This is a genomic window from Pseudomonas sp. v388 (assembly GCF_003935425.1).
GTDB lineage: Bacteria > Pseudomonadota > Gammaproteobacteria > Pseudomonadales > Pseudomonadaceae > Aquipseudomonas.
In genome coordinates this window covers 58,331-70,714 of sequence record NZ_RHQN01000002.1, presented here as the reverse complement: position 1 = coordinate 70,714, position 12,384 = coordinate 58,331, and the positions used below count along the sequence as shown (strand labels likewise).

Annotated in this window: 13 protein-coding genes; 6 read left to right on the top strand and 7 right to left on the bottom strand. The window is 60.3% G+C overall.

The genetic code is table 11. The features are described from left to right. Positions 1-122 precede the first annotated feature (122 nt). Complete coding sequence (locus EGJ27_RS04435; protein ID WP_125829520.1) at positions 123-644, top strand: DUF3617 domain-containing protein; 522 nt, start codon at positions 123-125, stop codon at positions 642-644. Positions 645-731: 87 nt separating this feature from the next. Here the strand turns inward: EGJ27_RS04435 and EGJ27_RS25015 are convergent, their stop codons facing one another. Then, complete coding sequence (locus tag EGJ27_RS25015; protein WP_125829519.1) at positions 732-1,121, bottom strand: glutamine synthetase; 390 nt, start codon at positions 1,119-1,121, stop codon at positions 732-734. Positions 1,122-1,241: 120 nt separating this feature from the next. On the opposite strand from EGJ27_RS25015, the gene zigA reads away from it, so the two are divergent. Both zigA and EGJ27_RS04420 read left to right on the top strand, forming a co-directional pair. Next, positions 1,242-2,450: a zinc metallochaperone GTPase ZigA gene (gene zigA, locus EGJ27_RS04425; RefSeq protein ID WP_125829518.1), complete on the top strand. Its 1,209-nt coding sequence runs from the start codon at positions 1,242-1,244 to the stop codon at positions 2,448-2,450. After that, positions 2,450-3,100, top strand: coding sequence for a DUF1826 domain-containing protein (locus EGJ27_RS04420; protein WP_125829517.1), 651 nt, complete (start codon positions 2,450-2,452; stop codon positions 3,098-3,100). The genes zigA and EGJ27_RS04420 overlap by 1 nt, the downstream gene beginning before the upstream one ends. Here EGJ27_RS04420 and EGJ27_RS04415 read toward each other — a convergent pair. Then, positions 3,097-3,471 carry an NADH:ubiquinone oxidoreductase gene (locus tag EGJ27_RS04415; protein WP_125830101.1) on the bottom strand — a complete coding sequence of 125 codons (375 nt, stop codon included), beginning with the start codon at positions 3,469-3,471 and terminating at the stop codon, positions 3,097-3,099. The genes EGJ27_RS04420 and EGJ27_RS04415 overlap by 4 nt on opposite strands. 55 nt (positions 3,472-3,526) lie before the next feature. Here EGJ27_RS04415 and EGJ27_RS04410 point away from each other — a divergent pair, with 55 nt between their 5' ends. Next, positions 3,527-4,498 carry a GTP-binding protein gene (locus EGJ27_RS04410; protein WP_125829516.1) on the top strand — a complete coding sequence of 324 codons (972 nt, stop codon included), beginning with the start codon at positions 3,527-3,529 and terminating at the stop codon, positions 4,496-4,498. A 3-nt stretch (positions 4,499-4,501) separates the two neighbouring features. Here the strand turns inward: EGJ27_RS04410 and EGJ27_RS04405 are convergent, their stop codons facing one another. Then, positions 4,502-4,894: a DUF3301 domain-containing protein gene (locus EGJ27_RS04405; RefSeq protein WP_125829515.1), complete on the bottom strand. Its 393-nt coding sequence runs from the start codon at positions 4,892-4,894 to the stop codon at positions 4,502-4,504. Positions 4,895-5,008: 114 nt separating this feature from the next. Between EGJ27_RS04405 and pdxY the strand changes: the two genes are divergently transcribed. Next, positions 5,009-5,875 (top strand): pyridoxal kinase PdxY, encoded by an 867-nt coding sequence (gene pdxY / locus EGJ27_RS04400; protein ID WP_125829514.1) that lies wholly within the window; start codon positions 5,009-5,011, stop codon positions 5,873-5,875. 52 nt (positions 5,876-5,927) lie between these two features. Here the strand turns inward: pdxY and EGJ27_RS04395 are convergent, their stop codons facing one another. Next, positions 5,928-6,413, bottom strand: a complete 486-nt coding sequence (locus EGJ27_RS04395) for an acyl-CoA thioesterase (RefSeq protein WP_125829513.1) — start codon at positions 6,411-6,413, stop codon at positions 5,928-5,930. 298 nt (positions 6,414-6,711) lie between these two features. Between EGJ27_RS04395 and EGJ27_RS04390 the strand changes: the two genes are divergently transcribed. Continuing rightward, positions 6,712-8,475 carry a cation:proton antiporter gene (locus EGJ27_RS04390; protein WP_125829512.1) on the top strand — a complete coding sequence of 588 codons (1,764 nt, stop codon included), beginning with the start codon at positions 6,712-6,714 and terminating at the stop codon, positions 8,473-8,475. Positions 8,476-8,509: 34 nt separating this feature from the next. On the opposite strand, the gene EGJ27_RS04385 is transcribed toward EGJ27_RS04390, so the two are convergent. The 3 genes from EGJ27_RS04385 to uvrD form a co-directional block, all read right to left on the bottom strand. Continuing rightward, on the bottom strand, positions 8,510-8,917 hold the full coding sequence (locus EGJ27_RS04385; RefSeq protein WP_125829511.1) for an SMI1/KNR4 family protein: 408 nt from the start codon (positions 8,915-8,917) through the stop codon (positions 8,510-8,512). A gap of 132 nt (positions 8,918-9,049) precedes the next feature. After that, complete coding sequence (locus EGJ27_RS04380; RefSeq protein WP_125829510.1) at positions 9,050-9,892, bottom strand: Tim44 domain-containing protein; 843 nt, start codon at positions 9,890-9,892, stop codon at positions 9,050-9,052. A gap of 256 nt (positions 9,893-10,148) precedes the next feature. After that, complete coding sequence (uvrD, locus tag EGJ27_RS04375) at positions 10,149-12,332, bottom strand: DNA helicase II (RefSeq protein WP_125829509.1); 2,184 nt, start codon at positions 12,330-12,332, stop codon at positions 10,149-10,151. Positions 12,333-12,384: the final 52 nt, after the last annotated feature.

Genomic DNA, 12,384 nt, shown 5'->3' with positions numbered 1-12,384 from the left:
GGATTGTCGCTATTTTCTTCAGCGTGCAACTGGCCGCGGTATTCATCGTCTAATCGTCACTGCCCGCCCGACGGCGCCGCCTGACCGCGCAGTAATGGTGATGGTTAATCAGGAAACTTCTAATGAACAAACGAGTATTGGCCTGGGTTTTTTGTCTGGCAGCACCGGTCGCTCAAGCGCAAATGCTGCAGCCGGGACTGTGGGAAGTCACTTCCAGCAACATGAAAGTGGACGGCCAACAGATGCCGGACATGCAGTTCATGTTAGGGCAGTTGAAGAACCTGCCGCCTGAGCAACGCGCGATGATGGAACAGATGCTACAGAAGCAGGGCGTCACATTAGGCGGTCAGGGTGTACGCGTGTGCCTGACGCCGGCACAGGTCCAATCGGACAATATCCCGCTGACTGATCCAAAGTCGGGTTGCTCGCAGAAGATCACGGCCCGCAATGGCAAGACTTGGAATTTTCAGTTCACCTGCCCCAAAGCCCAGGGAACCGGGCAAGCACAATTTCTCAGTGATCGAGAGTTCACTACTCACGTGGTTGGCAGCTTCAACGCCACCGGGCAGCAACAGAACGGCAGCATGGATACACGCGCCGTCTGGCTGGGTGCTCAATGCGGTGCCGTGGCGCCACGAAGCTGATTTTTTGCACACGTTCCACGTGGAACATTTACGTTTTTCCTCAGGCATTTACGACGCCTGGGCTGAATGTTCCACAACGCTGACAGCTTATCGGCAACCGCTGAGCCGGCTGCAAGTGATCTTGCTGCGAGTGCCATCAGAGCTGGATAGTCGCGTGATGGTGGTCCATCCGACGCGCTGAATCGTGCCTATCCAGACCTCTCCGTCCGACGCCAGACCTGTAAAAAACGTCATCCCGTCGGCGTAGGTATTGGTCTGCGCCCAACTGCGTTCATCGTTCGATTCATATCCCCGCAAGTAAAGTGTCTGGCCGACCGTGGCCACGCTGTAGCTGTTTCCCTTTCTGTCTGCACAGGCCAGCAACGTTGCGCTTCGCGTACACGTCGCCAGATCCACATTGGGCCTGGGGCCGGACGCCACGGCGTTAGCGCTAAGCAGTACAAGCGAGCCAATCAAGGCGAGTGAAACTCTGGACATGACAAACAACCTCGTCGACCGCCTTGGGTTAGTGTATTGTTATACTATAACAAATCTACCGTCGCAGGTTTGCCTGCTTGACCAAGCCCGTGGCTTGTAACCGTACCGAGAATGAGTCTGATGCCCGACCGCCTACCTGTCACTGTCCTGTCCGGCTTTCTGGGAGCCGGCAAAAGTACGCTGCTCAACCATGTACTACGCAACCGCGAAAACCTGCGCGTCGCTGTGATCGTCAACGACATGAGCGAAATCAATATCGACGGCGGTGAGGTGCAGCGTGACGTCAGCCTCAATCGTGCCGAAGAAAAACTGATCGAGATGAGCAATGGCTGCATCTGTTGCACCTTGCGGGAAGACCTGCTTGAGGAGGTCAGTCGTTTGGCCCAGGACGGCCGCTTCGACTATCTGTTGATCGAGTCCACCGGGATTTCCGAGCCGCTGCCTGTGGCGGAAACCTTCACCTTCCGCGATGAAGCCGGTAAGAGCCTGGCTGATCTGGCAAGGCTCGACACCATGGTCACGGTGGTCGACGGGGTGAATTTCATGCTCGATTACCAAGCTTCCGAGAGCCTCTCGACCCGAGGTGAAACCCTGGGCGAGGATGACGACCGCTCGATCACCGACCTGCTCATCGAGCAGATCGAGTTCGCCGACGTGCTGTTGATCAGCAAGATTGACCTGATCGGCAGCCACGAACGCGAGGAGCTGATGGCGATCCTCAGACGCCTCAACACCCACGCCGCTATCGTGCCGATGGTCATGGGCGCGGTGCCGCTGGCGACCATTCTCGACACCGGCCGCTTCGACTTCGAGCGCGCCTCCCAGGCGCCGGGCTGGCTCAAGGAGCTGCGCGGCGAGCACGTACCGGAAACCGAGGAATACGGCATCGCCTCGACCGCTTACCGGGCACGACGTCCGTTTCACCCCGAGCGCTTTTTCAGTTTCATTGACCGCCCGTGGACCAACGGCAAATTGCTGCGCTCCAAGGGCTTCTTCTGGCTGGCAAGCAAGTACCGGGAAGCCGGCAGCTGGTCTCAGGCCGGCGGGCTGATGCGCCACGGGCTGGCCGGACGCTGGTGGCGCTTCGTGCCTCGCGAGAGCTGGCCGCAGGATCAGGAGAGCGTCACGTCCATCATGGAACAATGGACGGTCGAAGCCGGAGATTGCCGTCAGGAGCTGGTGTTCATCGGGCAAGACATAGACTTTACCTTGTTGATCGCCGAGCTGGATAACTGCCTGCTGACCGATGCCGAAATGGCCTTGGGCGCCGAGGGTTGGCAATTGCTGTCGGACCCGTTCGGCCCCTGGCATGAAGAAGAGGCCGCCTGATGCTCGCTGCCTTGCCGATTGACGGCCGACATGTCCGCCAGGTGCTGGGTGACACGCCTGAAGTGCTGAGCCGGGCGCTCGACGACGACATCAACCTGGCTGTCTGGCAGCGCCGTTTACCCGCGCACATCGAAGACTTCAGCGCGCTGTTGTTATCGATGAACCAGCCTCTGGCCGAGTCCATTACTTTGAGTGTGAAAGCCGGGGACGTGGAGCCGAACCTGAGCGGCCTCGCGTCGGGCTATGCCGACGTACACGGCTACGAAGGATTCATCGCCGACCTGTCCTGGCTGGTCAGCGCTTACGCCTGCCTGCTGGGTGCAGACTCGGTGGGCCTGCGCTTGCGAACGCTGGACAAGGCCATGTGCCCGCGCTTTCACGTCGACCACGTGCCGATGCGCCTGATTACCACCTACGCCGGCGTCGGCAGCCAATGGCTCAAGGAGGATGCCATCGACCGCAAGCGGCTGGGTGAGGCCGGCGCCGAGCCGCGGGACCCGCTTTGTATCCAGCAAATCGAATGCGGCGACGTTGCGCTGCTCAAGGGCGAGCGCTGGCGTGGCAATGAAGGCCGTGGCCTGGTACACCGCTCACCGCAACTGGCGCACAACGAACGAAGGCTGATTCTGACGCTGGATTGGCTTGCCTAGGGCGGCGTCACCCACTGGCCTTTGCTTTGTCCCTCGCAAAAGGGTTTGAGGTACGCGGCATCGCTCGCCACGCCGTAATAGTGAATGTTTTCCCGATAGGGCATATTGGCGATCTGCGCGTTGTTACAGACGCCAAAGGCACCCGTCGGGCACTGCCGGGAAAACTGGGTCGCCACTTTCTGCCCGGACAACTGCGGCTGGCAGAAACTGTCGCGGAACATCTTCGGCGGGATGCTGATATTTTCCTGGCAGACCTTGACGTCCAGCCGCTCAGCCTGGCTATGCACCAGACATGCCTCGGCCAAAACCGAACCTGAATGCGTCGCCACAAGGATCATCGCGATCCATAGGGGCAGCGGGTGTGCTTGCATCGTTACCTGTCCTTCATCTTCAATGGCGCCAGACCCTCGCGAAGAAGTCACCTTCATGTTGCAGAACATTCCCACACATGTGATCGGTGGCCCGCTGGGTGCCGGCAAGACCAGCCTGATCAAACACCTGCTCGCGAACAAACCTGCGGGCGAGCGCTGGGCGGTACTCATCAACGAGTTTGGTCAGGTCGGTCTGGATGCCGCGCTGCTGACCACGGCTGCCGATGGTATCGCACTTGGCGAAGTGGCTGGCGGCTGCCTGTGCTGTGTGAACGGCGTGCCATTCCAGATAGGTCTGGGACGGCTGCTGCGCAAGGCGCGGCCTGATCGTCTGCTGATCGAGCCGTCAGGACTGGGGCATCCGGCGCAACTGATCGCGCAACTGCGTCAGGCTCCATGGCTTGGCGTGCTCGATGTGCAGCCAGCCGTGCTGGTGCTGGACTCAGCGGCGATGGCCGCCGGTTTGCCGTTACCGGTCATTCAGCAAGACGCGTTGCCTGAAGCGGGATTGCTGGTGATGAACAAGTCGGAGGCACTCGACGCCGGTGCTCGTCACGCGCTGGCTGAGCAGTACAAGGAACACTCGCTGTTGTGGACTCGACACGGTCAGATCATGCTGGCGCAGCTTCCGGGATTTACCGCTCGAACCGCTGTGGATAACCAGGCTGTGGATAACCTGGACGTGCCGCTCAGCATCGCGCCGTTGCCCGAGCGCTGGGCAAGCCTGGATCAGCCGCTGTGCTCCAGCCATGCCAGTGGGGAAGGCTGGAGTGTCGGCTGGCGCTGGCATCCGTCGCAGCGTTTCGATCTGCCACGCTTACAGTGCTGGCTGCGCAGCGCCCAGTGGCTGCGGGCCAAGATGGTGATTCATGGGGAACACGCGTGGTTCTCGGGCAACGCCGCGTCCGTCGGAGACATCGACTGGCAGCCCAGTGAGTGGCGTCAGGATTCGCGATTGGAACTGATCTTCACCACGCCTCAGGATATCGGGTTGTTGCAGGCGCAGTTCGCCGATTGCCGGCTGTAACGTCTACGGCTTCAGCTTCTGATGGGACTGGCGCCACTCGTTCATCTGGATGATTTCGGCGCTCGGTGGTGGCGTCTTGATCTCGAACGGGTAGGGCGCCAGCTCGATCTGAGCGGTGTGGGCACCAAACATGGTGATCGTGCCGGGATGGCGCTGCTCGCCGGTGACTGTGAATTCGAAGTTGTAGATCCGCGCCAGGCGCTTGCGGCCTTGGGCGTCGCGGGTGAAAGTCAGGCGCCGCAGGGCGACATTGCCGTCCAGCAGTTCAAGATCCAGCTTGGCGCAGTGCTGTTTGACCCGCTCCAGTGCTCGCTCACGCAGGCCATGGGCGTGCCACAACCAGGCGCCGGCGGTCGCGAACAGCATCAGCACGAAAATGTTTCCCAGGGTCAGCATGGCAGGTAGCTCCAACAAAGGAGCCACCAGCTTAACTGCCCGGAGTGATTTACAGCCATACTGCGCGGCTTATATTTCTTATTACTGCATTTGCATCGTGTTCAGGATCGATCAATGAAACGTACCCCTCACTTGCTCGCCATTCAGTCGCATGTGGTATTCGGCCACGCCGGCAACAGCGCAGCGGTGTTCCCGATGCAGCGTATCGGGGTCAATGTCTGGCCGCTCAACACGGTCCAGTTCTCCAACCACACCCAGTACAAGCACTGGACCGGCGAAGTCCTGGCTCCGCAGCAGATTCCCGCGCTGATCGACGGTATCGCGGCCATCGGTGAGCTGGGCAACTGCGATGCCGTTCTATCGGGCTATCTGGGCAGTGCGGCACAGGGCCGGGCGATCCTCACGGGCGTAGCGCGCATCAAGGCGGCCAACCCCGCAGCGCTGTACTTGTGCGATCCCGTGATGGGCCATCCTGAAAAAGGCTGCATCGTTCCAGCTGAAGTCAGCGATTTCCTGTTGGACGAAGCAGCGGCAGTGGCGGACTTTCTCTGCCCGAACCAGCTTGAGCTGGATAGCTTTTCAGGCCGAAAGCCCGAATCGCTGCTCGATTGCCTGGCCATGGCACGCGCACTGCTGAGCCGCGGCCCGCGTGCGATCGTGGTGAAACATCTGGATTACCCAGGCAAGCCGGCCGACGGCTTTGAAATGTTGCTGGTTACTGCCGACGCCAGCTGGCACCTGCGCCGGCCGTTGCTGGCGTTCCCGCGTCAGCCCGTGGGCGTCGGCGACCTGACCTCGGGCCTGTTCCTGAGTCGGGTGCTGCTGGGTGACGATCTGGTCGCGGCATTCGAATACACCGCAGCAGCGGTCCACGAAGTGCTGCTGGAAACCCAGGCTTGTGCCAGTTATGAGCTGGAACTGGTGCGTGCCCAGGACCGTATTGCCCATCCACGCGTCAAGTTCGAAGCGGTACGGCTGTAGCCCGGCTTTTTTCCGCTCACGCCCGTTGATTCAAGCGTGAGCGGCAATAGCCTTACAAGGTTTCTTCCTTGATTTCCTGATAACGCTTCTCCAGTTCCTGGCGGATCTGGCGGCGTTGTTGCGCCTGAATGAAGCGTCGCTTGCCGTCCGGGGTTTCCGGCTCCAGCGGTGGGACGCTGGCCGGTTTGCGATTGTCGTCCACCGCAACCATGGTGAAGAAACAGCTGTTGGTGTGGCGCACCGAGCGCTCGCGAATGTTTTCCGTAACCACCTTGATGCCGACCTCCATTGAGGTGTTGCCGGTGTAGTTCACCGAGGCCAGGAAGGTTACCAGCTCGCCGACATGAATCGGCTCACGGAAAATCACCTGGTCTACCGACAGTGTCACTACATAGCGACCGGCGTAGCGGCTGGCGCAGGCGTAGGCGACTTCATCGAGGTACTTGAGCAACGTACCGCCATGCACGTTGCCGGAAAAGTTGGCCATGTCCGGGGTCATCAATACAGTCATCGACAGCTGGGCGTTTCCAGGTTCCATAGCTCACTCGTACGGTCAAGGGGTGTAAATGGCGCCTCAGCTGGCGCTCGCATCGTTGCGTCTGATAAAGACTGTTATCGGGACGCTGCCGGCCTGATGGTCGTCACGCAGCATCCACTCGATCTGTTTCCATATATTGCACCGGCATTCTGACAGAGAGTGCAGTGTTAACCTGCGAAAACCCGCGGATCGGGTTTTGTCCTACACGCTTAACAGACTTTTCTACGACTCATCGGCTGCTTCATGCGCCTGTCGAGCGCGTGGAAGCGTCGCCGTCATACCAAAGGAGCCGGAAACCATGCATGCCATCAACTTCATTCAGGACTTGGCAGTGATCATGCTGGTGGCGGGTGTGGTGACCATTCTTTTCCATCGTCTCAAGCAGCCCGTGGTGCTGGGCTATATCGTCGCCGGCTTCATCATCGGCCCTCACACGCCGCCGGTCGGCCTGATTCATGACGAGGACACCATCAAGACCCTGGCCGAACTCGGGGTGATCTTCCTGATGTTTTGCCTGGGTCTGGAGTTCAGCCTGCGCAAGCTGTTCAAGGTGGGAGCAACGGCGTTCATCGCCGCCTTCCTGGAAATCGCCCTGATGATCTGGATCGGCTACGAGATCGGCCAGTTCTTCGGCTGGAAAACCATGGATTCGCTGTTCCTGGGCGCGATTCTGGCGATTTCCTCTACCACCATCATCGTCAAGGCACTCAATGACCTGAAGATGAAGAACGAGCGCTTCGCTCAACTGATCTTCGGCGTGCTGATCGTCGAAGACATTCTGGGCATCGGCATCATCGCGCTGTTGTCCGGCATCGCCGTCAGCGGCACGGTCAGTTCCGGCGAAGTGTTCTCCACGGTCGGCAAACTTTCGCTGTTCATGATCGTGGCGCTGGTGGTCGGCATTCTGCTGGTACCCCGGCTGCTGGCTTACGTCGCCCGTTTTGAAAGCAACGAAATGCTGCTGGTGACGGTGCTGGGCCTGTGCTTCGGTTTCTGCCTGCTGGTGGTCAAGCTGGAATACAGCATGGTGCTGGGCGCGTTCCTGATTGGCGCGATCATGGCCGAATCCCGCCAGTTGGTGAAGATCGAGCGCCTGGTCGAGCCGATTCGCGACATGTTCAGCGCAATCTTCTTCGTCGCCATCGGCCTGATGATCGACCCCGGCATCCTGCTGGAGTACGCCTGGCCCATCGCGGTCATCACGGTCGCCGTGGTGCTGGGCAAGATGCTGTCCTGCGGGTTGGGAGCGTTCATTGCCGGCAACGACGGCCGCACTTCGCTGCGGGTTGGCATGGGGCTGTCACAGATCGGCGAGTTCTCTTTCATCATCGCCGCGCTGGGGATGACGCTGCAGGTCACCAGTGACTTCCTGTATCCGGTGGCAGTGGCCGTCTCGGCGATTACCACCCTGCTGACGCCGTACCTGATTCGCGGCGCCGATCCGTTGTCCAACAAGCTGGCCTCGGTGATGCCGCAGCGGCTGTCACGGGTGTTCGGCATGTACGGCGAATGGCTGCGCAGTATCCAGCCGCACGGGCAGGGCGCGGTGCTGGCGTCAATGATCCGGCGCATTTTGCTGCAGGTGGGTGTGAACCTGGCGCTGGTCATGGCGATCTTTTTCTGCGGCAGCTATTTTGCCGAGCGCATCGGCCAATACCTGAGCGATTGGGTAGCTGACGTCGGTACCCAGAAGGCCTGGATTTGCGGTGCGGCGGTGGTGCTGTCGTTGCCGTTCCTGATCGCCGCCTATCGCAAGCTCAAGGCGCTCTCGATGCTGTTGGCGGAAATGGGCGTCAAGCCCGAGATGGCCGGCCGCCATACGGCTCGCGTGCGCAAGGTGGTGGCCGAAGTGATTCCGTTGCTGTCGCTGGTGGTGATTTTCATCATGCTGGCGGCGCTGTCGGCCAGTATCGTGCCGACCAGAGAGTCGCTGCTGGTGATTCTGGCGGTGGCGGCGGTGGTGGCCGCTGTGTTGTGGCGATGGTTCATCCGCGTGCATACGCGGATGCAGATCGCCTTGCTGGAGACACTGGGCAATAACAGCGAGTCGTCCGGGCACTGAACCCGGCGACCGTTAGCTGCGGATCGGGGCGCTCTCAGCTTTCCAGCCAGACGTCCCGCGCCCAGTGCCAGACCGATTCCCAGTTCTCTTCAGTCACCAGTTCTTCTTCGCCGGACCACAGCACTACGGTGCCGTCTTCCTCGACGCAGTAGTAATCGTCGCCGTCCTGACAGATCGGAATCAACTCGCGTGGCACACCATCGTCCCAGGCTTGCGCGGCAACGTCCGGCAGATAGGTGTGCGACTGCGGGTCGGTCACAGTGACCGGCTCCAGGCTGCCATACACCACGTCGCTGACGGTCAGGAGGAATTCCTTGAAGACAAAGGGAATATTGATGAACAGCTGCTCCTCGATTTCGACGAGCAAGTCTTCGTCCGGCAGTTCGAGCGGAACCGGGACCTTTTCGTTTGCTTCACGCAGTTGTTCGATGACTTCTTCCACGACACGAATCCTCTTACTTGATGGCGCGGGTTATACAGTAGCGTAACGGCTTTCTCAAAATAACTATCCAAAAGGACAGAACGAAAAACCCCGGACATGTCCGGGGTTCTGAACGCGAGAACGGGTTCTGGTTCAACCGTTCTGGCGAATTCCTGCCACCAGCCAAGGCTGGTTGTCGCCTTGAGCGCGTTCCATATTCCAGCTTTCACTGAACACTTCACCCTGGTCAAAGCGTGAGGTCTTGGACACGCCGGAGAAGGTCAGGGTCGCGATGGTCTTGTCGGCGCGATCGTCGACACCTTCGAGCTGGACGCTCAGGTTGTCGATGAACGTCGACTGGAAGCCGTCGCCCAGGTCCGCACGTTCCTTTTTCAGGAACTGCAGCATCTGCGGCGTCACGTATTCACTGATCTTGTCCATCTCGTTGGCGTCCCAGTGCTCTTGCAACGCCTGGAAGTGGCTGCGGGCGGCTTCAAGGAAGCGTTGTTCGTTGAACCATGCCGGAGCGTTGATCACAGGAGCCGTCGAGCTGGCCGAGCTGCTGCCGAAAATCGGGTTCTGGGCAGGCTGGCTGCTTTCACGCTGATACGGCGCGCCGGCACCGGCCATCTTCGGCTGTTGCTGCTGCCGACGGCGAGCAATGAAGCGGAAGATCAGGAAGGCGATGAGGCCCATGATCAGGATGTCGAACAGCTGCAGGCCGTTGAAACCGTCGCCCATGAACATCGAAGCGAGCAGGCCACCGGCGGCGATACCGGCCAATGGACCCAACCAGCGAGAAGCACCGCTGGCGGCAGGCGCGGGGCGTCCGGCAGCGTTGGGGGCTGCGGCGGGTGTGGCGGGCGCAGTCTGGCGCGCCTGATGGGATGGGGCCGAGCCCATGCTCTTGCCACCACCGAAACGCGCGGCATTGGCATCCAGGCTCATAGTGAGCGAGATGCACAGCGCCATAGCGATGCTGAGAAAACGTTGCATAAGGGTAATCCCGTATTTGTGAATTGCACGCCCGCCATGTTGCACATCACATAGGGTCATGGCTAGCGGGTTAGTGTTTCGGACTTTTGCATGATTTGCGTAGGACGTTTCAGATCTGTCTGTAGGATTTGAATTGTGGGAGCGGACCGTGCGGCGCTCCGCTTGTCCGCGAAGAGGCCTGTACCGCCACAGAAAATGCATCGTCTGTGCATGCGCCTTCGCGGACAAGTCCGCTCCTACAGATGAGTCGTTGCGTCTACAGCGGCACCAGCTTGGCGTAGCCCATCATCAACCACTTGCTGCCGTCGGCGAAGTTGACCTGCACCCGGGCCTGGGCGCCGGCGCCTTCGAAATTGAGGATCACGCCTTCGCCGAATACCGCGTGTTGCACGTGCTGTCCAAGCTTGAATTCGGTCTCGGGGATGCCTGCGCCACTGAACAGGCTGCTGTTGCTGACCTTCTGCGTACCGCCGAAAGGGCGGCTGACGCTGTTGGACAGACGCACTTCCTGAATCAGCGCCGGTGGAATCTCGCGTACGAAGCGCGACACCTTGTTGTAGGTTTCGCTACCGTACAGCCGACGGGTTTCCGCATATGTCATGACCAACTGCTGCATGGCACGGGTAATCCCGACGTAGGCCAGACGGCGTTCTTCTTCAAGGCGACCCGGTTCTTCCAGGCTCATCTTGTGCGGGAACAAGCCTTCTTCCATGCCCACCAGGAACACATGGGGGAATTCCAGGCCCTTGGCGCTGTGCAAGGTCATCAGCTGGATGCTGTCTTCGTGTTCTTCCGCCTGGGTATCGCCGGCTTCCAGCGACGCATGACCCAGGAAAGCGGCCAGCGGGGTCAGCTCTTCGTCGTCGTCCGTGTTCTCGAAGTTGCGCGCGGCGCTGACCAGTTCCTCAAGGTTTTCTACCCGAGCCTGGCCTTTCTCGCCTTTTTCCTGCTGGTGATAGTTGATCAACCCGGACTGCTCGATGACCGTTTGCGTCATCAGGTGCAGCGGCATGTCCATGACCTTGGCCGAGAGGTTCTCGATCATCTCGACGAACGCGCCCAATGCACTGGCGGCCCGGCCGGTGAGGCCCTTGTTGACGATCAGCAGGCGCATCGCTTCCCACATCGAGACATCCGAGTGGCGCGCATGCTCGCGAATCGCTTCGACAGTCTTTTCGCCGATGCCGCGGGGCGGTACGTTGATCACCCGCTCCAGCGCCGCATCGTTACCGCGACCTTCCAGCAGGCGCATGTAGGCCATCGCGTTCTTGATCTCGGCACGCTCGAAGAAGCGCTGGCCGCCGTAGATCCGGTACGGGATACGCTCGCGCAGCAAGGCTTCTTCAAGTACCCGGGACTGGGCGTTGGAACGGTAAAGAATCGCGATATCGCTGCGGGCGATGCCGGTCTTGAGCACGCTCTCGATGGTCTCGACCACATAGCGCGCTTCATCGTGTTCGTTGAAGGCCGCGTACAGGTTGATCAAGTCGCCTTCGCCGACATCGGTCCACAGCTCTTTGCCCAGGCGACCGCTGTTATTGACGATCAAGCCGTTGGCAGCCTTGAGGATGCTGGCGGTGGAGCGGTAGTTCTGTTCGAGGCGGATGGTTTCGGTATCCGGGAAGTCATCGGAATACTGGTGGATATTCTCGATCTTCGCGCCACGCCAGCCGTAGATGGACTGATCGTCGTCGCCGACCACCATCAGGCTGTCACCGCCCTGGGCCAGCAGACGCAACCAGGCGTACTGCACGGCGTTGGTGTCCTGGAACTCGTCGACCAGCACGTGGCGGAAACGGCGCTGATAATGCGCCAGCAAACTGGGGTTATCGCGCCACAAATCCAGTGCTCGCAGCAGCAACTCGGAGAAGTCGATGACACCTGCGCGCTGACAGGCGGTCTCGTAGGCTTCGTAGATGTTGCGCATGGTGGTCAGGAACAGGTCGCCGCTGGCTTGGATATGCTTGGGGCGCAAGCCTTCGTCTTTCTGACCGTTGATGAACCACTGAGCCTGGCGCGCAGGCCAGCGCTGCTCGTCCAGCCCCAGTTCGCGAATGACGCGCTTGACCAGCCGCTGCTGGTCGTCGCTGTCGAGAATCTGGAAGGTCTGGACCAGCCCGGCTTCCTGCCAGTGCGCACGCAACAGGCGATGTGCCAGGCCGTGGAACGTACCGACCCACATGCCGGCCGGGTTGATACCCATCAGTTGCTCGATGCGGTGGCGCATCTCGGCGGCGGCCTTGTTGGTGAATGTCACCGACAGCACTGAATGCGGGGAGGCTTGCTCGACCTGCATCAGCCAGGCGATGCGATGCACCAGCACACGGGTTTTGCCGGAACCAGCGCCGGCCAGGACCAACTGACGACCCAGCGAAGCCGCTACGGCCTGCCGCTGGGCATCGTTGAGGGAATTGAGAAGAAGAGAGAGATCATCGCGCATCGACGCATTCTAGGGTGCCGCGTCATGTCGGGCAAACCATGCTTTGCTGCGA

Coding starts and splice junctions, on each gene's coding strand:
- EGJ27_RS04435 (WP_125829520.1), top strand. CDS start 123: ATGAACAAACGAGTATTGGCCTGGGTTTTTTGTCTGGCAGCACCGGTC.
- EGJ27_RS25015 (WP_125829519.1), bottom strand. CDS start 1,121: ATGTCCAGAGTTTCACTCGCCTTGATTGGCTCGCTTGTACTGCTTAGC.
- zigA (WP_125829518.1), top strand. CDS start 1,242: ATGCCCGACCGCCTACCTGTCACTGTCCTGTCCGGCTTTCTGGGAGCC.
- EGJ27_RS04420 (WP_125829517.1), top strand. CDS start 2,450: ATGCTCGCTGCCTTGCCGATTGACGGCCGACATGTCCGCCAGGTGCTG.
- EGJ27_RS04415 (WP_125830101.1), bottom strand. CDS start 3,471: ATGCAAGCACACCCGCTGCCCCTATGGATCGCGATGATCCTTGTGGCG.
- EGJ27_RS04410 (WP_125829516.1), top strand. CDS start 3,527: ATGTTGCAGAACATTCCCACACATGTGATCGGTGGCCCGCTGGGTGCC.
- EGJ27_RS04405 (WP_125829515.1), bottom strand. CDS start 4,894: ATGCTGACCCTGGGAAACATTTTCGTGCTGATGCTGTTCGCGACCGCC.
- pdxY (WP_125829514.1), top strand. CDS start 5,009: ATGAAACGTACCCCTCACTTGCTCGCCATTCAGTCGCATGTGGTATTC.
- EGJ27_RS04395 (WP_125829513.1), bottom strand. CDS start 6,413: ATGGAACCTGGAAACGCCCAGCTGTCGATGACTGTATTGATGACCCCG.
- EGJ27_RS04390 (WP_125829512.1), top strand. CDS start 6,712: ATGCATGCCATCAACTTCATTCAGGACTTGGCAGTGATCATGCTGGTG.
- EGJ27_RS04380 (WP_125829510.1), bottom strand. CDS start 9,892: ATGCAACGTTTTCTCAGCATCGCTATGGCGCTGTGCATCTCGCTCACT.
- uvrD (WP_125829509.1), bottom strand. CDS start 12,332: ATGCGCGATGATCTCTCTCTTCTTCTCAATTCCCTCAACGATGCCCAG.